This window comes from Streptomyces sp. NBC_01446 (assembly GCF_026340095.1).
Taxonomy (GTDB): domain Bacteria; phylum Actinomycetota; class Actinomycetes; order Streptomycetales; family Streptomycetaceae; genus Streptomyces; species Streptomyces aureus.
Genome location: NZ_JAPEPO010000001.1, coordinates 7,697,831 through 7,723,084 on the forward strand (window position 1 = coordinate 7,697,831; position 25,254 = coordinate 7,723,084).

Here is a 25,254-nt window from a genome sequence, read left to right on the forward strand (position 1 = left end):
ATGTTGATGCTACGAACATCGATGAATGCACCACAGGCCCGGCACACAGGAAGGAGTCGGCGTGGCAACAGCAGTGCGGACGGCGTTGAGCTTTGTAGCCGTCGACAAGCATTTCGACAGCGGGACCACCGCGCTCTCGGGAGTGGAACTCCACGTCGGGGCAGGGGAGTTCGTCGGAGTCGTCGGCCCCTCCGGGTGTGGCAAGTCCACCCTGCTGCGGCTCGCCTCCGGTCTCGACGCCCCCAGCTCGGGCGAGATCAGCGTCCCGGGCGGGGACGTCGGTTACGTCTTCCAGGACGCCACCCTCCTGCCCTGGCGCAGTGTCCTTTCCAATGTGGCGCTGCCCGCCGAACTGGCCGGCCGTCCCAAGGCAGAACGGCACGAGCGCGCCATGGACGCCATCCGTCTCGTCGGCCTCGACGGCTTTGAGAAGCAGCTGCCGGGCCAGCTCTCGGGCGGTATGCGGATGCGGGTCTCGCTGGCCCGCGCGCTGATGATGCGCCCCGCGCTCTTCCTCTTCGACGAACCTTTCGGCGCGCTCGACGAGATGACCCGGCTCCGTATGCAGGAGGAGCTCCAGCGGATCTTCGCCGAGACGGGATTCGCGGGTCTCTTCATCACGCATTCGGTGACCGAGGCGGTCTTCCTGGCCAACCGGGTCGTGGTGATGTCGGCCCGTCCTGGACGCATCACCGCCGAATTCGAGGTCCCGTTCGCCCACCCCAGGCCCGCATCGCTCCGTTATGAACCGGAGTTCGCCGCGATCGCGGGCGCGGTCTCCGCGGCCCTGCGAGGAGACGCCACGTGACCACGAACACCCCGTCCGCGGCCCATCAGGCGCCGTCCGCGCCCATCGCGTCGGCGGACCATGAGATTGCCGGTGCCGCTGCAGCCGACTCGCCCGCCGCCGTCACCACCTCGGACACCCGGTCCGCCGCCCGGAGCGCGTCGGATGCAGTCCGCGGGTCCGCCGGGGCGGCGGCCCCCGCACCCCTGCGCCCGCGCCGCGGCCCCGTCGTCCTGCTCGCCCCGATCGGCTCACTCGTCGTCGCCATCGGCCTCTGGTACGCGGTGAGTTACCTCCTCCTCGCCCCCGCTCGCCGCTTCCTCGTACCGCCCCCGCACCAGGTCCTCCGGGTCGCCGTCCTCGACTGGACCCACCTGCAGCCCATGCTCCAAGCCCTCGCCCTCACCGCGCAGGTCGCTCTCTCCGGGCTCGCCATCGCAGCCGCCCTCGGTATCACCGGGGCCGTCGTGATGAGCCGCGCCCGCTGGCTGGAGCGCTCTCTCTATCCGTACGCCGTCATCCTGCAGACCGTGCCGATCCTCGCCATCGTCCCGCTCATCGGTCTCTGGTTCGGCTTCGGCTTCACCAGCCGGGTCGTCGTCTGCGTCCTCATCGCCCTCTTCCCGCTGATCGCCAACACCCTCTTCGGACTGCAGTCCGTGGACCGTGCCCACCACGACCTCTTCACCCTCCAGAAGGCGAGTCGCTGGGCCCGGCTGCGCAAGCTGGAGCTGCCCGCCGCACTCCCCGCCATCTTCACCGGGCTGCGGACCTCCTCCGGCCTGTCCGTCATCGGCGCCATCGTCGGCGACATGTTCTTCAAGCAGGGAGCGGCCGGAATCGGCACCCTCCTCGACGTCTACCGCTCACGCCTCCAGTCCGAGGACCTCTTCGCCGCGATCATCCTCGCCTCGCTCTTCGGGGTCGCCGTCTTCGCCCTCTTCACACTGGTGTCCCGCCTCGCCATCGGCTCCTGGCACGCGTCCGGCCGCAGCTGACCACCCTCATCAGAGCCCTTTCCGGGAGACAGCCATGCCACTTTCCGCCGCCCCAACCCCCTCCGGACGACGCCTTGTCACGGGACTGAGCACCTCGCTCCTTCTGCTCGCCGCCACCGGCTGCGGCGCCGGCGCCACCGCCGCCGGGCCATCCGCCGATCCCAAGCCCGCCCCCGCCGCCCAGCGTCTCGACAAGGTCTGCCCCGCCACCGTTGTCGTCCAGGCCGACTGGGAGCCTGAGGCCGAACACGGCCCGCTCTACAACCTCGTCGGCCCCGGCTACACCGTCGACACAGACAAGAAGCGGGTCACCGGCCCGCTCGTCATCGGCGGCAAAGACACCGGCGTCAAGATCCAGATACGGGCGGGCGGCAGCGCCGTCGGCTTCCAGAGCCCCGCCTCGCAGATGTACATCGACCAGTCCATCACCCTCGGCATGGTCACCACCGACAGCGCCATCCAGGCGGCCGGCAAGCAACCCGTCACCGCGGTCGCCGCGCTGATGAAGAAGAGCCCGCAGGTCCTGATGTGGGACCCCAAGACCCACCCCGACTGGCAGACCGTCGCCGACATCGGCAAGAGCGGCGCAAAGGTCGTCTACCGCGACGGCGAGACCTTCGCCCCCATGCTGGTGTCGAAGAGGATCATCAACAAGAGCCAGCTGGACGGGAGTTACGACAGCGCGCCGTCCCGCTTCGTCGCCGACCCCTCCATCGCCCAGCAGGGCTTCGCGACCGCGGAACCGTACCTCTACGAGCACGAGATCGGCGCCTGGAAGAAGCCGGTCAAGTTCCAGCTGCTGGCCGACGTCGGCTACACCGTCTACCCGCAGGCACTCTCCGTCCGCACCGGCGCACTGAAGAAGCTCAGTCCTTGCCTGAAGAAGCTGGTTCCCGTCATACAGCAGTCGGCCGCCGACTTCGCCGCCGCGCCGGACACCGCGGTCACGCTCATCGACGACATCGTCAAGCAGTACGGCACCAGCTGGGTCTACTCCAAGGGCACCGGCCAGTACGCCGCCAAGGAGATGGTCAAGCTCGGCATCCTCGGCAACGAGGCCGACGGATCGATCGGCAGCTTCGACAAGAAGCGGGTTGCCGATTCCCTGAAAACCTTCAAACCGATCCTCACCCGGGGCGGCGTCAAGCTTCCGGCCGGGCTGAGCGCCGAGGACCTGGCGACCAACGAATTCATCGACACCAAGATCGGAATGAAGTGATGGCCGTCGACCCCAACGGCGCGACCCTGTCCGCCGCCGAACTGCGCCGGATGACCGAACTTGTCGCAGACGACGCGGTGCCGGGCGTCGGCCCAGGTGTCGCGCACCGGACCCCCGGCATCGACGAATTCTGTGCGGAGGCTGCCGCACTGCTGGGCGTGGACGCCGTCGTACGCGAGGACTCCGCCCTCGACAAGGCGTCCCGCGACTGGGCGCACATGTCGCCGATCCTCGCCGCCAAGCTCCCCGCGGGTCGCGCCGAGGTGGTGCTGCGCCCGTCGTCGTCCGAACAGATCCAGCCTCTCGTCGCCCTCGCCCACCGCCTACGCATCCCGCTCACCCCACGCGGCAAGGGCACCGGCAACTACGGGCAGGCGATCCCGCTCCACGGCGGCGCCGTCCTCGACCTCACCGGGTGCCGGCGCATCCTGGGCGCGGGCAACGGGTGGATCAGGGCCGAAGCCGGCGCGAAGATGTCCGACCTGGAGGCTCATGCGCGCTCGCTGGGCCAGGAGCTGTGGATGTTCCCGTCCACCTTCGGGACGTCGCTCGGCGGCTTCCTCTCGGGTGGGAACGGCGGCACGGGATCGCTCGCCAACGGCACCAACGGCGACGGTTTCGTACGGGAGCTGACGGTCGTCCCGTGCACGACGCACGCCGAGCCCGTCACCGTACGCGGCGAGGACGCGCTCCCGTACATCCACGCCTACGGCACCACCGGCATCACCACGACCGCGACCGTCGCACTTCAGCCGGCCCGCGTCTGGACCGGCCTCTTCGCCTCGTTCAACACCTGGACCTCCGCCACCGCCGCACTCTCCGACCTTGTACGCCTGGAGCCCGCCCCTCGCCTGGTCTCCCTCGATGAGCCCGGTCTCGTCGAGACCTTCGAGGCCGACCCGGCCCTCGACCCCACCGCACTGAGCGTCCGCGCGATCATCGAGGAGGAGGCCGAGGCCGACGCCCGGACGATCATCGAGAAGCGCGGCGGGCGGGTGACGGAGGTACGCCCCGCGCCGCGCGGCCCCGCCCTCATCTCCTCGCTCTCCTTCAACCACCCCACGTACCACCTGATGAAGGCCAAGGACGGCTACTTCCACCTGGAGATCGGCGGCGACGTACTGCTCGGCGACCCGGCGGCAGTCAAGGCCGTCTTCCCCGAGACGGTGCTGCACTTGGAGGGAATGCGCTCGGGGACCGTCGGCATGCTGATGGCGCACTACCAGGACGAAGCCACCGTGTACGAGGGGATCGCCGCCCTGGAGGCACTGGGAGTCGGCGTCCATGACGTCCACAACTGGTACGTCGACCGGCGAGTCGACCTCGCCCGCGCCACCGCCCGAACCGCCGACCCGCTGGGTCTGCTCAACCCCGGCCACCTCCTGGGAGCGCTCTGACCATGGCCTTCAACCGCTTCACCGACCTCAGCGGACCATCGGTCACCGGCCTGTCCGCCGACACCGTGGCCGTCCTACCCGTCGGCGCGATCGAACAGCACGGGCCCCACCTTCCCGTCGCCACCGACTACTTCATGGCAGAGGCGATAGCTCAGGGAGCCGCCCTGGCCGCATCCGGCAGCTGCGACATCACGCTGCTGCCGGGCCTCGCGTACGCCAAATCCGACGAACACGCCTGGTCGCCCGGGACGCTGTGGCTCAGCGCCTCGACACTCTTCGCGGTACTGGACGACCTGGGACGCTCCCTCGCCAAGGGGCCCGTCCGGCGGCTCGCGTTCCTCAACGCCCACGGCGGAAACAGTGCGCTGTTGGGAGTCGCCCTGCGCGAACTCCGCACCAAATACGGTCTGTTCACCTTCCTGCTGCACGCCGCGCTCCCTGCGGACCAGGGCGGCACGTCCCCGTCCGGCGAGCTGGGTCTGGGGGTACACGGCGGGCTGAACGAGACCGCGGCGATGCTCCACCTCCACCCGGAGACGGTGGACATGTCGCTCGCCAAGCGGAGTGTCCCCGAGCACCTGACCGCCTACGAGCACATCGGCTTCGGCAAGTCCGTCTCCTTCGGCTGGACGAGCGACGACTTCGGCACGGGCAACGGCGTCATCGGCGACCCCACCGGAGCCACCCCCGAACTCGGCCGCAAGCTCGTCGACACCGCCATCGCCACCAACGCGGCCGCACTGCGCGAATGCTCCCGCTTTCTGCCTTCTGCCTGAACGCCCGACGTCGAGGACACCCCGCCATGGCCATCCCCCCGCTCCACAAGCCGCTCAGCAAGATCACCGCCCACCACATCACCGCAGGCGACACGGTCAAGCTCGCCGTCCTCACCGGACCGGCCGACGGCTCACAGACCACCGTCGTCTTCGAGGTGTGGGAGCCGGGTGGCGCCCAGCCGCTCAACTGGCACCCCGAGTCCGTGGAGACCTTCGTGGTGCTCGCGGGCGAGGGCCGCGCGGTCAGCGACGAGCATGAACGCGACCTCGCACCGGGCGACGTACTCGTCCTGCCCGTCGGCTCCAAGCACCGGATCACCAACTCCTCGGCCACCGAGCGGCTCTACACCCTCACAGTCATGTCCCCCGACGAGGGCTTCGCCGACCTGATACAGCGCGGCCCCTTCGCCGTCCTCGACGAAGCGGACCTGGCCGTCCTCGGAGCCGCCCGATGAGCGAGCTGCTCGATGCCTTCTGGTCCTACGAAAAGGCCCTCGGCGCCAATGACGTGGCAGCGCTCGACCACTGGCTCCTGGACGCACCGGACACGGTGCGCGCCGAGGGCTCGATGGTGCTGAGCGGGCACGCGGCCATCTCGGACTTCCGCCGCAGCCGTGGCACAGGAGCCCCGGCCCGTACGGTCGAGCGCGTCCACGAGGTGCCAGTCACCGAGGGCGTCGCCGTACTGATCGCCGAAACGCTGCGGGCCGGCGGGGCGCGAGGCCTGCAGACCCAGGTGTGGCAGCTGGCTGGGGAGGGTTGGCGGATCGCGGCCGCGCACGTCAGCGCGGTGCCGGGCCCGCCGGCGGACGAGACGCCGGACCCCGCGGTGTGGCGGGTGGTGGGGGAGCCGCTGGTCGCAGGGGCAGGGGAGGGGCCGCTCGCCGGCCTGCGTACCGCGGTCAAAGACCTCTTCGCCGTCGCCGGACAGCGGATCGGCGGCGGCAACCCTCAGTGGCTGGCCGAAGCGCCGGTGGAGTCCCAACACGCGGACGCTGTAGCGAAATTGCTCAGCGCTGGGGCCCAGCTCGCCGGGATCGCGCAGACCGACGAACTTGCCTTCAGCCTCGCAGGTGCCAACACCCACTACGGCACCCCGGTCAACCCCGTCGCCCCCGGCCGGATCACCGGCGGCTCCAGCAGCGGCCCAGCGGCGGCGGTCGCCCGCGGTTGGGCGGACCTGGGCCTGGCCACGGACACGGCGGGCTCGATCCGGGTGCCCGCCTCCTACTGCGGCCTCTACGGCTGGCGTCCCACCCACGGCTCCGTCCCGACCGGCGGCCTGCTCCCACTGGCCCCCTCCTTCGACACGGTGGGACTGCTCGCCCGTGAACCGGACCTGTTGTGCGCGGCGGCCAAGGTGCTGCTGCCCGCGCGGGAAACGGCCCCCGTCACCATGCTCCTCGTCGACGACGCCCTCACCGCGCTCGCCGAGCCGGAGGTCAGGGCCTCGTTCGAGGCGGTGTGCCGGGCACTCGCGCTCCGTACCGGTCTGGAGCTCGTACGGACTGACACCGGCATGGGGCACTACCTGGAGGAGTGGCTGCCCGACTTCCGTACCGTCCAGGCGGCCGAGGCCTGGGCCGCGCACGGGGAGTGGATCGACAAGCACCCGGGCGCACTGGGGGCCGACATCGAGGCCCGGTTCGCTGCAGGCAGCCGGATTACGGACGACGAAGTGTGTGACGCCAATTCCCGCCTCACCGCAGCGCGTTCGGTCATCGCGGAAGCCCTCTCGCCCGGCGCCGCGCTCCTTCTCCCCACCACGAGCAGCCCGGCTCTTCGCGCCGACGCGACACTGGCCGAGGTCGAGACCACACGAGCCGCAACCCTCCGCCTCACCTGCCTCGCTTCGCTCGCCGGCCTGCCCGCCGTCACCATGCCCCGGTTGCGGGTGCGCGACTTGCCGGTCGGCCTCTGCGCGATCGGCGCACCGACCATGGAGCACGCCCTCCTGGAGCTGACCCATGCATGAACTCGGCCCCAACTCCCGCAACTCCTGGCGCGCGGACCTCCAGCATGTCGACCTCCGCCGCCCACAACGCCCCTCCCGCCCCAAGACCGTGAACGCTCAGCCCCAAATACTGACGCTCGACCTGGCCTCAACGGCAATCGTCGTCATCGACATGCAGAACGACTTCTGCTCGCCCGACGGCTGGCTGGCCTCGATCGGCGTGGACGTGTCCCCGGCCCGCACCCCCATCCCCGTCCTTCAGCGGCTCCTCCCCGCCCTCCGGTCAGCCGACGTCCCGGTCGTCTGGCTCAACTGGGGCAACCGCCCCGACCGCGCGAACCTCCCGCCCGGCGTCCTCCACGTCTACGACCAGGATGGAACCGGAGGCGGCCTCGGCTCCCAACTGCCCACCGGCGCACGAGTCCTGGAACGCGACAGCGCCTCCGCCGACATCACCGCACCCCTCCGTGCGGCACCTGGCGACCTGCACATCGCCAAGTACCGCATGAGCGGCTTCCAGGACACCGAACTCGACAGCGTCCTGCGCAATCTGCGCGCCGACACGCTCCTCTTCGCGGGAGTCAATGCCGACCAGTGCGTCCTTGCCACCCTCATGGACGCGGCGAACCTCGGCTATGACGTGCTGATGCTGGAGGACGCGGTGGCCACCACCTCACCCGCGTACTGCATGGACGCCACCGTTTACAACGTCCGCCAGTGCTTCGGCTTTACCCTCACTGCCGCCGACCTTCAGGAGGCCCTGTGACCCGCCTCCACCCCACCGGGGTCCCGTCGACGGTGACTCACGGGGCGGCGTGCACGGAGCAGGCGCCGAGCGGCTCAACCGCTCGGGAAGGAAACCTGTGTGAGCTCTTCGGAAACGTGCCAGATGCGTCGGGCCTCCTCGACGCTGCGGAGGCGGGAGTAGAGCTTCTGCTCTCCGGGAGGGCCGCCCATGTGTCCGAGTCCGCGCGGCCCATAGAACCCGCCACGCTCGGCGTCGGGGGAGGTGGCGGCGTAGAGGGCGGGAAGTTGCGCGGTCCGGACCGTCCCGACGACGATGCCGCGGGCCGACAGAGCCCGGATGATGCGCACACCCTTGGTGTCCTGATCGCGTCCGACCTCAGGACGGGCAGCGAGCAGGTTCGTCGGGGCGACCCCGGGATGCGAGAGGTGAGGTCACGCGTGTGTGGCTGGCGGCAGCAGCGGCAGCAGGTGAGCCATGAGGGCGAAATGGCCGACGTGGTTGGTGCCGAATTGAAGCTCGAAGCCGTCGGCCACGTGGGTTTGATGGTCATCAACTTGGTCTGGGCGCTGTTCATCCTCAACCACCAAGTGTTCGCTTCCATCTCTTCTCTTGCGTGGGTATCCCCGGCTTCAGCCGGGGCGGGCGCCCGGCCTCGGCAGGCGCGGCGACGCGCCTGGATGGCTTGATCAGAACCTGGCCGATGATGCGACGGGGTCACTGCGATCCTTCTCGGGCATCTCCCAAGCTCTGTTGCCGCTGCCTCGTCCTGATCAAGCGGGCCGACCGGAAAGTTGAGCACACGGGCGACCCGTTCGAGTCGCGTGCTGACCTGCTGCGCCGGCCCTCCGGGTGTCCGCGGTCAGCGCCGCCCGCACAGGATGATCTTCCAGACGCGCGTTGCCACCTGCAGATTGAGCCGGGTGTCCACATCCGCCAGGTCGCGGTCGCTGATCTTACGGATGCGCTGCAGCCGGTAGCGAAGGGTGCTGCGGTGGACCGTCAGCGCGGCGGCCGCATCGTCGTAGTTGCCTCCGCAGTCGAAGTAGCGCGTGAGCGTCTCCACCAACTCCGTGTCGTGCTGTGCGTCGTAGTCGATCAGCCGGCCGAGCCACTCTCGCACGAAGCCTTCGAGCTCCCGGAGATCGTTGCCGGGCCCCAGGATCCGGTACAGCCCGAGGTCGTCGAAGAATGTCGTCCCGCTGCGCTGGCGGGAGTTCTGCCGCACCTCCAGGGCCCGCAGTGCCTCCTGGTAGCAGCGGGGAACGCCGTCCGGGGAGTTGCAGCGGGTGCTCACCCCGATCGCTCCGTCGGGCGTCCCCAGCTCATGGGCCAGCGCAGTGTGCACGGCATCGTCGTTGGGCCTCGCTTCGGTCAGCAGGATCACCCGGTCGCCGCGACGGGTGATCAGCGGACGGGCCGCCGTGGTGGCCGTCGTTTGCTCGACGGCACGGATGAAGGAGTCGTCAGGGGCGTCGCCCGGCCAGTGCACCACGACCACGTATTGGCTACTTTGCAGGTCATGGCCGATGGCTTCGGCCCGGGCGTAGGCGCTCGTCTCGTCAGTACCCTCCAACAGGTCGTCGATCAGCTGGCGGCGCAGCCGCAGCTCGACCTCGGTGAGCTCGCGCATATGCATGAGTTCCTGGGCGAGCGACCGCTGGGCGTGATCCAAGGCGAACACTGTGTGCTCGTTGGCCGTCGCTTCGGGGTCCTCGAGGGCGAGTACGCCGAGGAGGTCGCCGCGCGGCCGGGCCAGGGCGATCAGCCGGTCCTTGACTCTGACCGGGCCCGCCTCGTGCGCGACCTGCCGCAGCATCCTTTCCTGGTAGGTCGAGGACCGCACCGGATAGGGGTCGGGCCGGTCGGGACCGGCCCAGGACCTCAGGTTGCCGAACCGGTCCTCGATGAGCGCCGACAGCCCGGTGAGCTCGTACAGCGCCTGGGTGATGGCGTCCTCGCCGCCGCCCCGGGCAGCGACGCGTGCGAGGGCCTCGTGAACGGTCTTCTGCAGGTGCAGCTGGGAGCGCATTGTGTCCACCTGCCGCAGTGCGGTGTCCCGTTCGGTGCGGAGTCGGCTCAGTTCGCCGGTGTCGTCGTGGTGCCTTGGGCGCGTAGCCGCCAGTGACAGGGCCGCCGATGTGAGCCCCACGAGGGTCGAGAGGAGGAAGTGCCCCTGCTCATCGGGCCCGGAGCGGGAGGAAACTACGATGTAGCCGAGCAGGCCGTCGGCCCCGCGCAGGCCGAACGCCCAGTTCCAGGACCGTTCTGGAAGGCATACGGAGCCGTCAGCCTCGCCCAACTCCTTCATCCGTGCGTCGTCGACCGTTGGCGCTCCCGCGTCGTAGTGGCCGGGGACCCGGGACAATCCGTCGCCCGTCGCGAGGTATCCGGCCTCGGCGTGGTAAGGACCAAGGGCACTGACGTGCCGCATGGCCAGCCGCACGATCTCACTTCGTTCCGCGCACGTGAACAGGGTGTGGGACAGCACCAGCAGCCCGTGTGGGTCCGGCGCCGCGTGGGCCGGTGTGGGGTGTGGACGGGGGTCGTGCCGTTCGGTGTCCGCGGTGTTGCTCGGGTGGCGGGTCTCTTCCTGGTCGGGGACGTGAGGTGACAGCCTCCTCTGTGACGGATGGCAGGCCATAGATCACTCCGTTCTCCCCCGGTCACCGGACGCGATCGAGCGAGTCGTGGGATCCACGCCTGGGCGAGCCCTGAGCACCCAGCCTATGCAAAATGATCCGACTTGTGTGGGTTTGGGCCTTGTTCTCTTGGACCGAACGACTGTGTCGGATTCCGACCTGCCGGGTGCTGGCGGAGCGCGCTGCTCTCTTGCCACTCTGGGTTCCGTCAGGGATTGCCGGGCGCACTGGTGGCCGTGGCGTAAGGACTGGCTGATGAACGAACAGGCCCGCAGGACCATCGCCTCGTACACGACCGACCAGGAGGCGGAACGCGCCGTCGATCACCTTTCCGATCAGGGCTTTCGCGGCGAGAGGTGGCCATCATCGGGCAGGACGTGCGCCTGGCCGCGCAGGTGACCGGCCGCATGGACATGACGGGGCCGCGCTGCACGGCGCGGCGAGCGGCGCCCTGCCCGGCGCAGTGATCGGGTGGATCTTCGGTCTGCTGAACTGGCTGGTCGCGGTCGTGCCGGGGCTGCTCCCGGCCCTGTCGGGGGTGGTTTCCGGAGCACTCGTCGGCGCTCTGCGGCCGGCTTGTGTATGCGGGCCCAGCGTGGCCGCCGGGACTTCGCCTCGGTGAGCTTCATGCAGCCCAGCCGGTACGACGTCGTCGCCGACGAGGTGGTGCGGCTGCTGGCCGAGCTGCCCAGCGGGACCGGCACCAGCACAAGCAGCGGAGCTTGGAAGAGCCGCCGCCCGCGGACCGGTCCCGCCGTCACCTGAGCGAGTCCGGAAGACCGGGCGCGACTCCGAGGGCGAACGGGGGCCGCCCGTCACGGAAGGAGTTCCTCATGGCCAAGGCAGTCGGCATCGACCTGGGCACCACGAACTCGGTGATCGCCGCCTGGGAGGGCGGCGAGTCGACGGTCATACCCAACAGCGAGGGCAACCGCACAACACCGTCCGTGGTGGCCTTCACCGACACCGGCGAGCGCCTGGTGGGTCAGCTGGCCCGTCGGCAGGCGATCCTCAACCCCAAGGGCACCATCTACTCGGCCAAGCGGTTCATCGGCCGGCACTTCGACGAGATCTCCGAAGAGGCCAGGGCCGTCGCGTACGACGTGGTCGAGGGAGAGGGCGGCGCCGCCCGCTTCAAGGTGCGCGACAAGCTCTACGCACCCGAGGAGATCAGCGCGCAGGTGTTGCGCAAGCTCGCCGACGACGCCTCCAAGCAGTTGGGAGAGCGGGTCACGGAGGCGGTCATCACGGTGCCCGCCTACTTCAACGACGCCCAGCGCACCGCTACCAAGGACGCCGGACGGATCGCCGGCCTGGAAGTGCTGCGGATCATCAACGAGCCGACCGCGGCCGCCCTCGCCTACGGCATGGACAAGAAGGAGCACGAGACGGTGCTCGTCTTCGACCTGGGAGGCGGCACCTTCGACGTCAGCATCCTCGACGTCGGCGACGGCGTGGTGGAGGTACGGTCCACGGCGGGCGACAGCCATCTGGGCGGCGACGACTTCGACCGCCGGCTGGTCGACCAGCTCGCCGACGGCTTCCAGAAGGAGAACGGCATTGACCTGCGCCAGGACCCGCAGGCGCTGCAGCGCCTGTTCGAGGCCGCAGAGAAGGCCAAGACCGAGCTCAGCTCGGTGACCCAGACGCAGGTCAGCCTGCCGTTCATCACGGCCGACGCCTCCGGGCCCAAGCATCTGACCACGACGATCATGCGGTCCACGTTCGAGCAGATCACGGGCGACCTGGTGGAGCGTTGCCTTGGCCCGGTGCGGCAGGCGATGGACGACGCCAAGGTCAGTGACAACGACATCGACGAGGTCATCCTGGTCGGCGGTTCCACCCGCATCCCCGCCGTCCAGGCCCTGGTGCGGAGGCTGACCGGCGGCAAGGAACCCAACATGAGCGTCAACCCCGACGAGGTCGTGGCGTTGGGCGCCGCGATCCAGGCCGGGGTCCTCAAGGGCGAGGTCAAGGATGTCCTGCTGCTCGATGTCACCCCGTTGTCGCTGGGCGTGGAGACACGCGGCGGCGTGATGACGAAGATCATCGAGCGGAACACCACCATCCCGGTGCGCCGTACCGAGACCTTCTCCACCGCCGAGGACAATCAGCCCGCCGTCGACGTCGTCGTCCTGCAGGGCGAGCGGGAGAGGGCTGCCGACAACCGGGTCCTGGGTCGCTTCCAGCTCACCGACATCCGCCCCGCGCCGCGCGGCGAGCCGCAGGTCGAGGTCACCTTCGACGTCGACGCCAACGGCATCCTCAACGTCACCGCGCGGGACAAGGACACCGGCAAGGAGCAGGGCATCACCATCAGCGAGAGCTCCAACCTCGACCACAGCGAGGTCGAGCGGATGGTCCAGGAGGCCGAAGGCAACCGCAGCCAGGACCAGGCCCTGCGTGAGGCGGTCGACGCCCGCAACGAACTGGACGCCGTCGCCTACCAGGTCGACAAGCGCCTCGGCGAGCTCGGCGACGCCGCGCCGGCGCACGAGAAGGCCCGCGCCGAGATGCTGGTGACCGAGGCCCGCGAGGCGGTCAAGAACGAGGCCGGGGTGGACAAGGTCCGGCCGCTGATCTCCGAACTCCAGCAGGTCTTCGCGGGGCTCGCGGCCCACCAGGCGGGAGCCGCCGCGGGCGGTCCGGCGGGCACCGGCTCACCGGACGGATCCGCTCCCGGCGGGGCCGCGCCGGGCGGCGCCGGGGGCGACGACGATGTGATCGACGCCGAGTTCGACAAGGGCTGAGGTGCCTGCCATGCCCATCCCACCCCGGGGCCGAGAGCCGGATCCTCCGCCGGAAGGCGCCGTACAACCGCCGCAGGGCGACCTGCCCGAGCCCGCGCCGCCGACCATGGAGGCCGAACCGGGGCCCGACGCGGCCACCGGTCCGGTCGAGGTCGAGGACGCGGCCGCCCTGAAAGAGGTCGAGGACCGCTGGCGGCGTGCTCTCGCCGACCTCGACAACATGCGCAAGCGGCACGCCAGGGAACTGGACCGGGAGCGCGCGGTCGAACGCGCCCGCACGGCCGCGGCCTTCCTTCCTGTCATCGACAACCTCGAACTGGCCCTGAACCACGCGGGCTCCGACCCCGGGGCCATCGTCGAGGGCGTCCGCGCCGTGCGCGACCAGGCCGTGTCCATCCTCGAACGCCTCGGCTACGAGCGTCACGCCGAGACCGGCCTCCCGTTCGACCCCACCCGGCACGAGGTCGTCGCCGTGGTTCAGGACCCCGACGCCGAACCGAACACCGTGGCGCAGGTGCTTCGACCCGGCTACGGCGAGGCCGAGCGGCAGCTGAGGCCGGCCGCCGTGACGGTCGCCAAGCGGGAGTGACCGGCCATGGCACGCGACTTCTATGAGGTTCTCGGGGTCCCGCGCAACGCCGACAAGGACGAGATCCAGCGGGCGTACCACAAGCTGGCCCGCAAGTACCACCCCGACATCAACAAGGACCCCGCGGCAGAGGAGCGTTTCAAGGAGATCAACGAGGCCTTCAGCGTCCTGTCCGACCCGGACCAGCGGACCCGTTACGACCGCTTCGGCGAGGACTTCCGGAAGGTCCCCGAGGACTGGGAGGAGCGGGTCGGTGCCGGCGCGGGACCCGGCGGCGGCTTCCGCTGGTCCACCGGGGACGGCCCCCGGGTCCGGTACGCCACCAGCGGCTTCGGCGCGGAGGACGTCGATGTCGACGACCTGTTCGGCTCGCTCTTCGGGGGCGCCGGACGGGTGCGTGTCCCCGGGGCCGACCAGGAGGCCGAACTGCCGCTCACCGTCGAGGAGGCCTACAGCGGCGGCCGCCGCACCGTCACCCTCGCCGGGCCCTCCGGACAGCGGCGCTACGAGGTGGACGTGCCGCCCGGCGTCGTCGACGGCCAGCGCATCCGGCTGGCGGGCGAGGGCGGCCGCGGAAGCGGCGACGGCCCCGCAGGGGACCTGTACCTGCGGGTGCGGATCCAGCCGCACCCCCAGTTCCGCCTCGACGGCCGGGACGTGTACGTGCAGCTTCCGGTCACCCCCTGGGAGGCCGCGCTGGGCGCGACGGTTCCGGTGCCCACGCCGAGCGGGACGACGGCCAAGGTGACCGTGCCCGCCGGGTCCTCCAGCGGCAGGCGGCTGCGGCTGCGCGGCGAGGGCATGCCGGGACCGCGCGGCGCCAACGGCAACCTCTACGCCGAGCTCCGCATCATGGTGCCGCCCAAGCTCCGCGACCGGGAGCGCGAGCTGTTCGAGGAGCTCGCTGCAGTCTCCTCTTTCGACCCCAGGAGGACATGATGAGCCACCGACCGGCCGAGGCGCGGCAGGCGTCTTCGCAGAGCGCTCCTGCACCGGCGCGCGTCCAGTACGCGATCGTTCCGGTGCCCAGGCTCTCCCTGCAGACCGTGGCCCGCCGCTCCGGCGTCCATCCCGACCTCATCCGCCGGTTCGTCGCTCTGGGACTGGTCGAGGCCGAACGCGACGCCTCCGGAGGCCTGGTGTTCGAACCCACGGCCCCAGCCGCCCTCGCCCGCGTCCAGCGGCTGCGCACCGGGCTGTGCCTCAACTACGCATCCATCGGCCTGGTGCTCGACCTGCTGGACCGCATCAGCCTGCTCGAAGCCGCACTGCGCCGCGCCGGCACGAGGAGTGACATACCACCATGGACATGAACCGCCTCACCGAGAAGTCCCAGGAAGCCCTGCAGGAGGCCCAGACAGCGGCCGTCCGGATGGGGCACACCGAGGTCGACGGTGAACACCTGCTGCTCGCTCTCCTCGACCAGGAGAACGGCCTCGTCCCGCGACTGGTGCAGCAGACGGGCAGCGAACCCAAGGAACTGCGGGCCGCCGTGCGCGAGGAACTCGCCCGGCGTCCCAAGGTCACCGGCCCCGGCGCGGCACCCGGGCAGGTCTTCGTCACTCAGCGCCTGTCCCGCCTGCTGGACGCGGCCGAGCGGGAGGCCAAACGCCTCAAGGACGAGTACGTGTCCGTGGAGCACCTGGTGCTCGCCCTGGCCGAGGAGGGCTCGGCGACCGCCGCCGGACGCCTGCTCAAGGAGCACGGCGTGACCCCGGAGTCGTTCCTCAGCGCGCTCACCCAGGTCCGCGGTAACCAGCGGGTCTCCTCCGCCAACCCCGAAGCGGCCTACGAGGCGCTGGAGAAGTACGGCCGCGATCTCGTCGCCGAGGCCAGGGCCGGCAGGCTGGACCCGGTCATCGGCCGTGACGCGGAGATCCGACGGGTCACCCAGATCCTCAGTCGCAAGACCAAGAACAACCCCGTCCTCATCGGCGACCCCGGCGTCGGCAAGACCGCCATCGTCGAGGGCCTGGCCCAGCGCATCGTGCGCGGCGACGTCCCCGAGGGCCTGCGCGACAAGACGGTATTCGCGCTCGACATGGGATCACTGGTGGCCGGCGCCAAGTACCGCGGCGAGTTCGAGGAACGGCTGCGGGCCGTGCTCAGCGAGGTCAAGGCGGCCGAGGGCCGGATCTTGCTCTTCGTCGACGAATTGCACACCGTCGTCGGCGCGGGCGCAGCCGAGGGCGCCATGGACGCGGGCAACATGCTCAAGCCCATGCTGGCCCGCGGCGAACTGCACATGATCGGCGCGACCACTCTCGACGAGTACCGGCAGCACATCGAGAAGGACGCCGCGCTCGAACGCCGATTCCAGCAGGTGCTGGTCGACGAGCCGAACGTGGAGGACACCATCTCCATCCTGCGCGGCCTGCGCGAACGACTGGAGGTGTTCCACGGAGTCAAGATCCAGGACACGGCACTGGTCGCGGCGGCGACGCTCTCCCACCGCTACATCACCGACCGCTTCCTGCCCGACAAGGCTATCGACCTCGTCGACGAGGCGTGTGCCCGGCTGCGGACCGAGATCGACTCCATGCCCGCCGAACTCGACGAGATCACGCGCCGGGTGACCCGCCTGGAGATCGAGGAGGCGGCCCTGTCCAAGGAGATCGACCCGGCCAGCAAGGCCCGCCTGGAGGACCTGCGCAAGGAACTCGTCGACCTGCGGGCCGAGGCCGACGCCCAGCATGCCCAGTGGGAGGCCGAACGGCAGGCGATCCGCCGGGTGCAGGAACTGCGCCAGGAACTGGAGCAGGTGCGTCACGACGCGGAGGAGGCCGAGCGCAACTACGACCTCAACCGTGCCGCCGAACTCCGCTACGGCAAACTCCGGGAACTGGAGCGCCGGCTGAAGGCCGAGGAGGAGCAACTGGCCGCGAAGCAGGGCCAGAACCGGCTGCTGCGGGAGGTCGTCACCGAGGAGGAGATCTCCGAGATCGTCGCTGCCTGGACCGGCATTCCCGTCGCCCGGCTCCAGGAGGGCGAGCGGGAGAAGCTGCTGCGCCTGGACGAGATCCTGCGGGAGCGGGTCATCGGCCAGGACGAGGCGGTCAAGCTGGTGGCCGACGCCATCATCCGGGCCCGTTCCGGCATCCGCGACCCGCGCCGGCCCATCGGCTCGTTCATCTTCCTCGGCCCCACTGGTGTGGGAAAGACCGAGCTCGCCAAGACGCTCGCGGCGGCCCTGTTCGACTCAGAGGACAACATGGTCCGCCTCGACATGAGCGAGTACCAGGAGCGGCACACCGTCAGCCGGCTCATGGGCGCACCGCCCGGATACATCGGCTACGAGGAGGGCGGCCAGCTCACCGAGGCCGTGCGCCGCAAGCCGTACTCGGTCGTGCTCTTCGACGAGATCGAGAAGGCGCACACCGACGTCTTCAACACCCTGCTGCAGGTCCTCGACGACGGCCGGATCACCGACGCCCAGGGCCGCACCGTCGACTTCCGCAACACCGTGATCATCATGACGTCCAACATCGGCTCGCAGCACCTCCTCGAAGGAGCCACCGCCGAGGGGGAGATCAAGCCGGACGCCCGGGCCCTGGTGATGGGGGAATTGCGCGGCCACTTCCGGCCGGAGTTCCTCAACCGCGTCGACGACATCGTGCTGTTCAAGCCGCTCGGCGAGGCCCAGATCGAGCGGATCGTGGAGCTGCAGTTCGACGAACTGCGCCGCCGCCTCGCCGAACGCCGCATCACCGTCGAACTCAGCGAAGCCGCCCGAGAATTGATTGCCCATCAGGGCTACGACCCGGTCTACGGGGCACGGCCGCTGCGCCGCTACATCTCCCACGAGGTCGAAACCCTCGTCGGACGGGCCCTGCTGCGCGGCGACGTCCAGGACGGCGCCACCGTCCGGGTCGACGCCCGGGAAGGCGAGCTGGAGGTCACCTACGACCAGCCCGAGGCGGCGGAGGAAGCGAGGGCGGCATGAGCACGATGCAGGCGGCGACCGTCAGCTGTCCGAACTGCGGGCGCAAGAACCGGGTGCCCGTGGCCGCGGAGGGACGCCCCAAGTGCGGCAACTGCAAGCAGCCCATACCGTGGATGGTGGACGCGGGCGACGACGACTTCGCCGAGGTCGCCGAGCGGGCCGACGTCCCCGTCGTGGTCGACCTCTGGGCTACCTGGTGCGGTCCCTGCCGCATGGTCAGCCCGGCGCTGGAGAAGGTGGCCACCGACCTCGCCGGCCGAATCAAACTCGTCAAGGTCGACGTCGACAAGAACCCGCGGCTGTCGCAGCGTTTCGAGGTACAGGCGGTGCCGACACTCCTCGTCCTCGACAAGGGGAGGACCGTAGCCCGACAGGCGGGGGCGGCGCCCGCCCCCGTCCTGCGCCAGTGGGTGGAACAGTCGATCACCGCCCCGGAAGGGTGATCCCGATGACCCTGCACCCAGACCCCCACCTCGCGCTTGTCCGGCCGGTCCAGCCGCTGACCCCAGAAGGGTGTCAGGAGTGTCTGCTGCTCGGCTCCCCGTGGGTCCACCTGAGGCTCTGCCTGAGCTGCGGGCACGTCGGCTGCTGTGACTCCTCGCCGAACAAGCACGCGCGCAGGCACGCCGCTTCCGACGGCCATCCGATCGTGCAGTCGTTCCAGCCCGGCGAGGAATGGCGCTGGTGCTACGTCCACGAGGCGTTCGTCTGATGTCCGGCGACCAGTCGCTGCCGAGCGAAGAACCGGTGCCGGAGGAAGCGGACGAGGCCGTCTCCTGGGAGACCCCGGACCTCTACGGCGCGTATCCGCGCCTTACGCAGGACCAGATAGCGCGCCTGGCGGAGCACGGGCAACGCAGGAGCATGGCTGCGAACGACGTGCTGATCCGGGAGGGGGAGCGCTGCGAGACGTTCTTCGTCGTCCTCAGCGGTTCCGTCGCCGTCGTCGAGGACTACGGCACTCCCGAGGAGCACATGCTGCGCGCGCACGGCCCCGGTCGCTTCATCGGCGAACTCGGGCTGCTGCACGGGCAGGTGGCCTTCTACACCGCTGTCGCCAGGGAGCCGGGCGAGGTCCTCGTCGTCTCCTTGGACCAGTTGCGCCGCCTGGTGGCCCAGGACTCCACCTTCGGGGACGTCGTACTGCGCGCCTGTCTGGGCCGTCGCGCGCTGCTCGTCGGACAGGGCGTCGGCTTCCGCGTCATCGGCTCGCGCTACTCGCCCGACACCAGGCGGCTGCGCGAGTTCGCCATCCGCAACCGGCTGCCGCACCGGTGGATCGACCTGGAGACCGACGAGGAGGCCGAGGAGCTGCTGCGCCGCTTCGGCGTCGGCCCGGAAGAGACACCGCTCGTCATCTGGCGGGACACCACCTTGTTGCGCAACCCCAGCAACGCGGCACTGGCCCAGCTCATCGGCCTGCCGTCACTGCCTTCCGGAAACCGTCACGGCGACATCCTGATCGTCGGCTCCGGACCCGCCGGCCTCGCTGCCGCGGTGTATGCCGCCTCCGAGGGCCTGAGCACCACCGTGGTGGAGGCGTTGGCCACCGGCGGCCAGGCCGCCACGTCGTCCCGCATCGAGAATCTGCTCGGCTTCCCCTCCGGCGTCTCCGGCGCCGAACTCACCGAACGTGCCCTGCTCCAGGCCGACAAGTTCGGCGCCAGGATCAGCCTTCCGGCGGAGGCGACCGGTCTCCATCCCAAGGACGACGACCACTACGTGGTGGAGTTCGCTGACGGCAGCGAGATCGCCGCCCGCGCCGTCATCCTGGCCACGGGTGCCCGCTACCGCCGGCTACAGGTGCAGGGCATCGAACGCCTGGAGGGAACAAGCGTCCACTACTCGGCGACCGTCTACGAAGCCCAGCAGTGCCGCACTGACCCGGTGGCCGTGGTCGGCGGTGGCAACTCGGCGGGCCAGGCGGTGCTCTTCCTCGCCGGGTACGCGCCCAAGGTGTACCTGCTGGTCCGAGGACGCAGCCTTGAGGACAACATGTCCCGCTACCTGGTCGACCAGGTCGAGCGCCATCCGCAGGTGGAGGTCATGCTGCACACAGAGGTCACCGAGGTCACCGGCCAGGAGGTGCTGGAGGAGCTCGACGTGGTCGACAACCGCACGGGCGAGCACCGCCCGCTGGCCGTACGGGGCCTGTTCGTCTTCACCGGCGCCGACCCCCACACCGAGTGGCTCGCCGGCACCATCGCCCTCGACTCCCGCGGCTTCGTCCTCACCGGGCCGGAGGCCCAGGAAGCCTGCGCCTACCCCGAGGTGTGGCACAGCCGCGGGCGCTCCTGCATGACCCTGGAGACCAGTCTGCCCGGGGTCTTCGCGGCCGGGGACGCCCGTAGCGGCTCGGTGAAGCGGGTGGCCTCGGCAGCCGGGGAGGGCGCGATGGCCATCCACTTCGTGCACCGGCACCTGGGGCACTCGGCCGCCGCCCTCACCACCACGGGCACCTCCGCTCCCGCGGGCGGCTCGGACCTCCCCCCACACATACGTCACAAGGAGTCCGCATGGCTCGCATGACACATGGCGGGCGATGAGATCACGAGAAGGAAGAAGGGCCACGTTGGGCCGTGGGCCTGTTGACAGGGCGCAGGGGTGCACGCGCGGGAATGCGCGGCGGGCGAACACCCGTCATTGAAGAGGGGACAGTGACCGAAGCGGGAGCAGCAACTGCGCTGCCGGGCAAGGCAGTTGTCACTGGGCGGTCTGCTCCGCGTGTTCGCGCCGCTCCTGCCGGGCAGGCTCGACGTCGCGCTCGAGCGGTGTCCGGCTCACGGCAGTCGACAGCTCATTCAGCGCCTGCGCATGGAGCTCCGCTCCTCGCCGCGCGACCCGGTCCTGCTCGCCTCCATCGGTGTCCCACTCGTCGAGAACATCGGCGACATGCTCCCATTTGAGGTCGTGCCCCTCGCGCAGGTTCCGCGCCGCGTGCGCGGTGTCCGTCTCCAGGGCGTCGGCCAGCCGAGCCGCCTGCGGAACGGGGCGGGCGTCGTCGCCGTCGGGCAGATGGCTCTCAAGCAGCATGGCGGCCCGGCCGAGTGACCGCAGCGCGTCCTGCGCCTCCTCGGCCTCGTGGTGCGTCAGGCCGCGATGTCGTACTGGCTCACGGCTGGCCTGGGTGAACGCCTCGGCCCACGTGGCGTTGGCGGCGCGGCTGTCGAGCAGTGCCCGCCGCACATCCGCACGCCCCTTCCCGGATGGCTCGGCGAAGGTGCGGAGCACGGCAGCCGCGTACCGACCGTTCGCGCCGAGCCAGTCCGCGAGCCGGTCCCGCAGCCGAGGTGTCTCCCAGGCCGGGTAAACGACGTACGCCAGCATCGCCAGCGCACCGCCGAGCAGGGTGAGCAGTACACGGTCCCGTACCGTCTGCTGCCATGCCTCGCCGCCCATGCCGAGGAGGAAGACGACGTACGCCGCTGTCATGCACTGCGAGACGGCGTATCCGGTACGCATGAACAGATACGTCAGCGCGGCGGAACCCACAGCCAGGCCGCCGGACACGAACGCGTCCGGATGGACCGTTTCCACTCCGGTCGCCAGCCCGACCCCGACGACGGTGCCCACGAACCGCCCCACGGAACGCGCGTAGGTCTGGTGGAAGTCCGGTCGCAGCACCATCACGGAGGTGAGGGGCACCCAGTAGCCGTGGCCCAGGGGCAGCGACGTGCCGAGCAGGTACCCGAGGGAGGCAACCGCCCCTAGGCGCACGGCATGCCGCAGCACGGGCGAGTCAGGGCGGAGCTCGCGACGCATGGCGCGTACGACCACGGGCACCAGCCGGAACATCGTGGGCTCCACTAGGAGCTGCCCGTCCGCACCGGCCGCAGCGGGCGGCGCACGGGTGTCACGACTGTCGACGATCTCCAGCACCTCATCCAGAAGCCTGCTCAGCTGGGCGGCCGCGCGGCGCGCGGGCCCGTCCAGCACCTCGTCATCCTCGTCGATGCGCAAAGCCTGGAGTGCTCTGGCGGGAACTTGGATCGCAGTGCCGTGGCGGATGGATCGCGCGGCGGCGTCGAGGACGTCGGCGGCGGCGCTCAGCAGCTCCCGAGCCCGGTCCCGCCCAGGGCCCTCCGCCGGGGCCCCGACCCGAGGGTCGGCGAGCGCGGCGAGGGCCGGCCGGATGCGTTCGGCCAGGCCCCGCGGACCGTGCAGGACGCGGGGCCGACGGCGTGCCTGCGACGGGGTGAGGGTGGCGGCGCTGCGCGCGGTCATCAGCGGCTGCGGATCGAAGGGGGCCGTCGGGTCCTGGCGCAGCCGTCGGGCGTAGTCCGCCTCGGCAGCCAGTGCGTCGGCGAGCGCGTCACGGTGCGCCCCCCACCTGCGGATGGGAAACAGCAGGATCAGCGTCGCCTGCACCACACCGCCGAACGCGATCACCGCGGCGTGCTCAAGCGTCTGCTCGATGCCGGCGGGCAGGGTGATCGTGACGAGCATGATGCCCACCGTGGCCGTCGCCACGATGCCGGCGTTCCGTCCGACCGCCCAGGCCATACCCGCGAGAAAGGCCCACACGGCCAGCAGCGGGACGAAGAGGGCGAGGTGTCCTGCCACCAGATAGCCGAGGAAGGTGCTGACGGCCAGTCCGAAACCGGCGGTCAGCGCGACCATTTTGCGCGGGCGCCAGCCCCGCTGGAAGGAGGAGGCGCCAGCCGAGAACGCGCCGAACGCCGCGGAGGCAGCGTAGGCCGGGGACACCAGCCACAGTGCGAGCGTGATCACCGTCGCCACCCCGGCCGCGGCGCGCAGTGCGACCAGGGGTTCCAGCCGCGTCCGCTCAACGCGAAGCCCGGCGCGCATGGAGTCATCCAGCGCCCGTAGCCATCTCACGGTTCCGAGCCTAGGACGAAGGCGGCGACTCGTCGCATCGGCACTCACTTCGCGTCGGCACTCCTGGAGCGCGTGCTGCCGACGCTTGCCGCGGCAACCCGTGCGGGACTGCCCGGTGTGGCCTAGCGTTGCTGACGACGAGCACCGCAGTACCGCTCACCTCCGAGCGCGCCCCCGAAGTCGCGCTCACTGTCCACGGCGACGGATGAACGCACGGGAACGATGATCACACCAGAAGAGCGTGACCCGGCCGGACGAGTGACGCTCGATCTCGTTCTGGTGTCCGACCCGGGGTGGCCGACCGACGTCGCGCGCCGTCTGCAGGCTGATCTCGTCGGCCTCCTCAGCAGCGTCCGGGTGGACGTGGACTGGCGCGTGTCGGTGAATTCGAGTGCGCTCGCGCTCGCCGCGCAGGCCGACCCGCCGAGCATGGTGCGGGCGCTCACCCAGCGGCTGCACGGCAGAACGTGGGACCTGGCCCTGTTCGTCACGGACCTGCCCTTCCGGGCCAACGCCCGCCCCGTCGTCCTGATGTTGAGCCGGCCGGAGCGCGTCGCCCTGGTGTCTCTGCCCTCACTCGGGTGGTTCCGCGTCTCCCGTCGGGCGCGCGACGCGGCGCTCTACGCCGTCTCCGAACTCCTCGCAGCGTCCGCCGGGCCACAGGAGGAGGTGCACCGGCCGGGCGGGGCGGAGCGGTACCTCGTGCTGCCGGGCCGCAGCGGGAGGCTGCGCCTGCTCGCCGGAATGGTGCGGGCCAATCGGCCGTGGCTGCTGTTCACCGGCCTGTCCAGGGTCCTCGCCGTCGTCTTCGCGACAGCCTCCTTCGGCCTTCTGAGCAGCGACGTCTGGAACGTCAGCCGCCATCTTGGTCCGGGCCGTGCCTGCGCGCTCACCTTCCTGTCCATCACCGCTGTGGTGGCCTGGCTCGTCATCGACCACGAACTGTGGGAGCGCCCTCGCGGGAGTCTGGCCCGGTACCAGGCCCGGCTGTACAACCTGGCCACGGTCGTCACCCTTTACCTGGGGATCGCCTTCCTATACGCCGCGCTGTTCGTGCTCATTGCTCTCACGGCACTGTTCCTGCTCCCCTCCGGCACGCTGGGACCGGTGCTCGGTCACGAACCCGACGCGGCCTACTACCTGTCCCTCGCATGGTTCATCACGTCCATGGGTACGGTGGGCGGCGCGTTGGGCGCGGGGCTGGAAGACGATCAGGTGGTGCGGCAGGCGGCTTACGGGGAGCGACAGCGGCTGGGGCAACGGCAGGACACAACCTGGTCCGACAGTGGCGGATAGGGGCTGCAGCCGGGCCACGTAGCCGTCGCGAGCGGCTACGGCCCGAGGACGTCGGCCTCCCCTCCGGACCGCGGCGCGTGGTCAGGGGGCGATGACGAGCTGTTCGATGAGGTGGTCGCGGAGTGTGAAGCGGTAGTGCAGGTCGATGGTGCCGCCGGGGAAGTCTCCTTCGAGGTGGTGGGTGGCGCTGTAGTGGGTGGCGTCGGTCTGCTGGGCGCCGGTGAGTTCGATGGTGTAGGTGAATTCGCTGGCGGACCGGCTGAGCCACTGCTCGATCGCGGCCGTGCCCTCGTAGGTGGTGCCGTCGTCGGTCACCGTGGCGTCGCTGGTGAATGCGGTGATCGCCGTGGCGATGTCGTGGGCTCGGTGTGCCTTGAGGTATCGGGTGATTGTCTCGGGGAGCGAGTCGGCAGTGAGGGCGTGGGGCCGGTTGTCGTGCATGACGGTCCTTCGGGTCGTAGCGGGTCAGACGGTGGGGGTGGTGCCGCCGTCGATGACGTATTCGGCGCCGGTGATGGACGAGGCGCGGTCGGAGACGAGGAAGGCGACGAGTTCGGCGACTTCCTCGGGCCGGTTGGGACGGCCCAGAGGGATCCCGCCGAGCGAATCCATTAGCCGGCCCAGTGCGGCCTCCTGGGTGATGCCCGCGTCCTGGGCGATCCGGGCGATCAGGTTGTCGGCGGCGGTGGTCTGGGTGAAGCCGGGTGAGACGGTGTTGACGCGGACGCCGTGCGGTGCGACCTCGTTGGCCAGGCCCTTGCTGTAGGTGGTCAGCGCGGCCTTGGCGGCGGCGTAGGCCAGGGTGCCGTTCCACAGGGGCATGCGGCGCTGGATCGAGGTGACGTGGACGACCGCGCCCTTGCCGGCCGTGATCATGCCGGGCAGGAGGCCGCGGTCCAGGCGGACGGCGGCCAGCAGGTTGGTGTTCAGCTCCGTGGCCCAGGCGTCGTCGCCGAGCGCGGCGAATCCGCCGGCGGGCGCCTCGGAACCGCCGAGCGTGTTGACCAGGATGTCGACGCCTCCCATGCGGGCGTCTGCCTCCGCGATCACGTGGGCGGCGCCCTCGGCGGTGGACAGGTCGGCGGCGATGAAGGTCTTGTCCTCGACGTCGGCGGGGCGGCTGCGGGAGGTGACGAGAACCCTCGCGCCGGCCTGGGCGAGGCGTCGGGCGATGGCGGCTCCGGTGCCCTTGGTGCCGCCGGTGACCAGGGCGCGCCGACCTTCGAGGGATTCATTGATGGAGGTAGTCACGGTGTGGTCCGTTCTGGGGCGCGGGCATCCGACGGCGCCGCCCCTATCATTACTGCTAAAATAGAAGC

At 70.3% G+C, this 25,254-nt stretch carries 23 protein-coding genes and 1 pseudogene; 19 read left to right on the top strand and 5 right to left on the bottom strand.

Going from position 1 to position 25,254, the window contains the following annotated elements:
- The first annotated feature begins 61 nt into the window (after positions 1 to 61).
- The 8 genes from OG456_RS34725 to OG456_RS34760 are packed head-to-tail and all read left to right on the top strand — an operon-like array spanning position 62 to position 7,897.
- Positions 62 to 808: an ABC transporter ATP-binding protein gene (locus tag OG456_RS34725; RefSeq protein ID WP_266568021.1), complete on the top strand. Its 747-nt coding sequence runs from the start codon at positions 62 to 64 to the stop codon at positions 806 to 808.
- Positions 805 to 1,785, top strand: a complete 981-nt coding sequence (locus OG456_RS34730; RefSeq protein ID WP_266568023.1) for an ABC transporter permease — start codon at positions 805 to 807, stop codon at positions 1,783 to 1,785. Before OG456_RS34725 ends, OG456_RS34730 begins: the two co-directional genes overlap by 4 nt.
- 34 nt (positions 1,786 to 1,819) lie before the next feature.
- Complete coding sequence (locus OG456_RS34735; protein WP_266568025.1) at positions 1,820 to 3,004, top strand: hypothetical protein; 1,185 nt, start codon at positions 1,820 to 1,822, stop codon at positions 3,002 to 3,004.
- Entirely contained in the window at positions 3,004 to 4,401 is a 1,398-nt protein-coding gene (locus OG456_RS34740; protein ID WP_266568027.1) for an FAD-binding oxidoreductase, read from the top strand. Before OG456_RS34735 ends, OG456_RS34740 begins: the two co-directional genes overlap by 1 nt.
- A gap of 2 nt (positions 4,402 to 4,403) precedes the next feature.
- Positions 4,404 to 5,177: a creatininase family protein gene (locus tag OG456_RS34745; RefSeq protein WP_266568029.1), complete on the top strand. Its 774-nt coding sequence runs from the start codon at positions 4,404 to 4,406 to the stop codon at positions 5,175 to 5,177.
- A gap of 26 nt (positions 5,178 to 5,203) precedes the next feature.
- A complete protein-coding gene (locus OG456_RS34750) occupies positions 5,204 to 5,632 on the top strand; it encodes a cupin domain-containing protein (RefSeq protein ID WP_266568031.1) in 429 nt (142 codons plus the stop codon).
- Positions 5,629 to 7,152 carry an amidase gene (locus tag OG456_RS34755; protein WP_266568033.1) on the top strand — a complete coding sequence of 508 codons (1,524 nt, stop codon included), beginning with the start codon at positions 5,629 to 5,631 and terminating at the stop codon, positions 7,150 to 7,152. The genes OG456_RS34750 and OG456_RS34755 overlap by 4 nt, the downstream gene beginning before the upstream one ends.
- Positions 7,145 to 7,897: a cysteine hydrolase family protein gene (locus tag OG456_RS34760; protein ID WP_266568035.1), complete on the top strand. Its 753-nt coding sequence runs from the start codon at positions 7,145 to 7,147 to the stop codon at positions 7,895 to 7,897. Before OG456_RS34755 ends, OG456_RS34760 begins: the two co-directional genes overlap by 8 nt.
- 74 nt (positions 7,898 to 7,971) lie before the next feature.
- Here the strand turns inward: OG456_RS34760 and OG456_RS34765 are convergent.
- Positions 7,972 to 8,409 (bottom strand): annotated as a pseudogene (locus OG456_RS34765) (hypothetical protein); the annotation flags it as partial.
- On the opposite strand from OG456_RS34765, the gene OG456_RS34770 reads away from it, so the two are divergent.
- Positions 8,365 to 8,565, top strand: a complete 201-nt coding sequence (locus OG456_RS34770; RefSeq protein WP_266569574.1) for a hypothetical protein — start codon at positions 8,365 to 8,367, stop codon at positions 8,563 to 8,565. The pseudogene OG456_RS34765 and the gene OG456_RS34770 sit on opposite strands and share 45 nt — an antisense overlap.
- Before the next feature lie 173 nt (positions 8,566 to 8,738).
- Here OG456_RS34770 and OG456_RS34775 read toward each other — a convergent pair whose 3' ends face one another.
- Positions 8,739 to 10,367, bottom strand: coding sequence for a CdaR family transcriptional regulator (locus OG456_RS34775; protein ID WP_266568037.1), 1,629 nt, complete (start codon positions 10,365 to 10,367; stop codon positions 8,739 to 8,741).
- Positions 10,368 to 11,145: 778 nt separating this feature from the next.
- On the opposite strand from OG456_RS34775, the gene OG456_RS34780 reads away from it, so the two are divergent.
- From OG456_RS34780 to OG456_RS34820, 9 genes are all read left to right on the top strand, one after another.
- Positions 11,146 to 11,283, top strand: coding sequence for a hypothetical protein (locus OG456_RS34780; protein ID WP_266568039.1), 138 nt, complete (start codon positions 11,146 to 11,148; stop codon positions 11,281 to 11,283).
- A gap of 68 nt (positions 11,284 to 11,351) precedes the next feature.
- Entirely contained in the window at positions 11,352 to 13,268 is a 1,917-nt protein-coding gene (gene dnaK, locus OG456_RS34785; protein ID WP_266568041.1) for a molecular chaperone DnaK, read from the top strand.
- A 10-nt stretch (positions 13,269 to 13,278) separates the two neighbouring features.
- Positions 13,279 to 13,857 (top strand): nucleotide exchange factor GrpE, encoded by a 579-nt coding sequence (gene grpE, locus OG456_RS34790; RefSeq protein WP_266568043.1) that lies wholly within the window; start codon positions 13,279 to 13,281, stop codon positions 13,855 to 13,857.
- Positions 13,858 to 13,863: 6 nt separating this feature from the next.
- Positions 13,864 to 14,796, top strand: a complete 933-nt coding sequence (locus tag OG456_RS34795; RefSeq protein WP_266568045.1) for a J domain-containing protein — start codon at positions 13,864 to 13,866, stop codon at positions 14,794 to 14,796.
- Complete coding sequence (locus OG456_RS34800; RefSeq protein WP_266568047.1) at positions 14,796 to 15,170, top strand: chaperone modulator CbpM; 375 nt, start codon at positions 14,796 to 14,798, stop codon at positions 15,168 to 15,170. The genes OG456_RS34795 and OG456_RS34800 overlap by 1 nt, the downstream gene beginning before the upstream one ends.
- A complete protein-coding gene (clpB, locus tag OG456_RS34805) occupies positions 15,161 to 17,800 on the top strand; it encodes an ATP-dependent chaperone ClpB (RefSeq protein ID WP_266568049.1) in 2,640 nt (879 codons plus the stop codon). The genes OG456_RS34800 and clpB overlap by 10 nt, the downstream gene beginning before the upstream one ends.
- Positions 17,797 to 18,243, top strand: a complete 447-nt coding sequence (gene trxA, locus OG456_RS34810) for a thioredoxin (RefSeq protein ID WP_266568051.1) — start codon at positions 17,797 to 17,799, stop codon at positions 18,241 to 18,243. The genes clpB and trxA overlap by 4 nt, the downstream gene beginning before the upstream one ends.
- 5 nt (positions 18,244 to 18,248) lie before the next feature.
- Entirely contained in the window at positions 18,249 to 18,512 is a 264-nt protein-coding gene (locus tag OG456_RS34815) for a UBP-type zinc finger domain-containing protein (RefSeq protein ID WP_266568053.1), read from the top strand.
- Positions 18,512 to 20,329, top strand: a complete 1,818-nt coding sequence (locus OG456_RS34820; protein ID WP_266568055.1) for an FAD-dependent oxidoreductase — start codon at positions 18,512 to 18,514, stop codon at positions 20,327 to 20,329. The genes OG456_RS34815 and OG456_RS34820 overlap by 1 nt, the downstream gene beginning before the upstream one ends.
- A gap of 174 nt (positions 20,330 to 20,503) precedes the next feature.
- On the opposite strand, the gene OG456_RS34825 is transcribed toward OG456_RS34820, so the two are convergent.
- The gene (locus tag OG456_RS34825; protein ID WP_266568057.1) at positions 20,504 to 22,639 is read right to left on the bottom strand and encodes an FUSC family protein; all 2,136 of its coding nucleotides are present in this window, start codon (positions 22,637 to 22,639) and stop codon (positions 20,504 to 20,506) included.
- Between the two features lie 222 nt (positions 22,640 to 22,861).
- On the opposite strand from OG456_RS34825, the gene OG456_RS34830 reads away from it, so the two are divergent.
- A complete protein-coding gene (locus OG456_RS34830; protein ID WP_266568059.1) occupies positions 22,862 to 23,935 on the top strand; it encodes a hypothetical protein in 1,074 nt (357 codons plus the stop codon).
- An 81-nt stretch (positions 23,936 to 24,016) separates the two neighbouring features.
- Here the strand turns inward: OG456_RS34830 and OG456_RS34835 are convergent, their stop codons facing one another.
- Together OG456_RS34835 and OG456_RS34840 are read right to left on the bottom strand one after the other, a co-directional pair.
- Entirely contained in the window at positions 24,017 to 24,376 is a 360-nt protein-coding gene (locus OG456_RS34835) for a nuclear transport factor 2 family protein (protein ID WP_266568061.1), read from the bottom strand.
- A 24-nt stretch (positions 24,377 to 24,400) separates the two neighbouring features.
- Positions 24,401 to 25,186, bottom strand: a complete 786-nt coding sequence (locus OG456_RS34840) for an SDR family oxidoreductase (protein ID WP_266568063.1) — start codon at positions 25,184 to 25,186, stop codon at positions 24,401 to 24,403.
- Positions 25,187 to 25,254: the final 68 nt, after the last annotated feature.

Excerpts from the sequence above, each read along its gene's own strand:
- OG456_RS34735 (WP_266568025.1), top strand. The coding sequence starts at position 1,820 with ATGCCACTTTCCGCCGCCCCAACCCCCTCCGGACGACGCCTTGTCACG.
- OG456_RS34740 (WP_266568027.1), top strand. The coding sequence starts at position 3,004 with ATGGCCGTCGACCCCAACGGCGCGACCCTGTCCGCCGCCGAACTGCGC.
- OG456_RS34745 (WP_266568029.1), top strand. The coding sequence starts at position 4,404 with ATGGCCTTCAACCGCTTCACCGACCTCAGCGGACCATCGGTCACCGGC.
- OG456_RS34750 (WP_266568031.1), top strand. The coding sequence starts at position 5,204 with ATGGCCATCCCCCCGCTCCACAAGCCGCTCAGCAAGATCACCGCCCAC.
- OG456_RS34755 (WP_266568033.1), top strand. The coding sequence starts at position 5,629 with ATGAGCGAGCTGCTCGATGCCTTCTGGTCCTACGAAAAGGCCCTCGGC.
- OG456_RS34760 (WP_266568035.1), top strand. The coding sequence starts at position 7,145 with ATGCATGAACTCGGCCCCAACTCCCGCAACTCCTGGCGCGCGGACCTC.
- OG456_RS34770 (WP_266569574.1), top strand. The coding sequence starts at position 8,365 with ATGGCCGACGTGGTTGGTGCCGAATTGAAGCTCGAAGCCGTCGGCCAC.
- OG456_RS34780 (WP_266568039.1), top strand. The coding sequence starts at position 11,146 with ATGCAGCCCAGCCGGTACGACGTCGTCGCCGACGAGGTGGTGCGGCTG.
- dnaK (WP_266568041.1), top strand. The coding sequence starts at position 11,352 with ATGGCCAAGGCAGTCGGCATCGACCTGGGCACCACGAACTCGGTGATC.
- grpE (WP_266568043.1), top strand. The coding sequence starts at position 13,279 with ATGCCCATCCCACCCCGGGGCCGAGAGCCGGATCCTCCGCCGGAAGGC.
- OG456_RS34795 (WP_266568045.1), top strand. The coding sequence starts at position 13,864 with ATGGCACGCGACTTCTATGAGGTTCTCGGGGTCCCGCGCAACGCCGAC.
- OG456_RS34800 (WP_266568047.1), top strand. The coding sequence starts at position 14,796 with ATGAGCCACCGACCGGCCGAGGCGCGGCAGGCGTCTTCGCAGAGCGCT.
- clpB (WP_266568049.1), top strand. The coding sequence starts at position 15,161 with ATGGACATGAACCGCCTCACCGAGAAGTCCCAGGAAGCCCTGCAGGAG.
- trxA (WP_266568051.1), top strand. The coding sequence starts at position 17,797 with ATGAGCACGATGCAGGCGGCGACCGTCAGCTGTCCGAACTGCGGGCGC.
- OG456_RS34815 (WP_266568053.1), top strand. The coding sequence starts at position 18,249 with ATGACCCTGCACCCAGACCCCCACCTCGCGCTTGTCCGGCCGGTCCAG.
- OG456_RS34820 (WP_266568055.1), top strand. The coding sequence starts at position 18,512 with ATGTCCGGCGACCAGTCGCTGCCGAGCGAAGAACCGGTGCCGGAGGAA.
- OG456_RS34830 (WP_266568059.1), top strand. The coding sequence starts at position 22,862 with ATGATCACACCAGAAGAGCGTGACCCGGCCGGACGAGTGACGCTCGAT.
- OG456_RS34835 (WP_266568061.1), bottom strand. The coding sequence starts at position 24,376 with ATGCACGACAACCGGCCCCACGCCCTCACTGCCGACTCGCTCCCCGAG.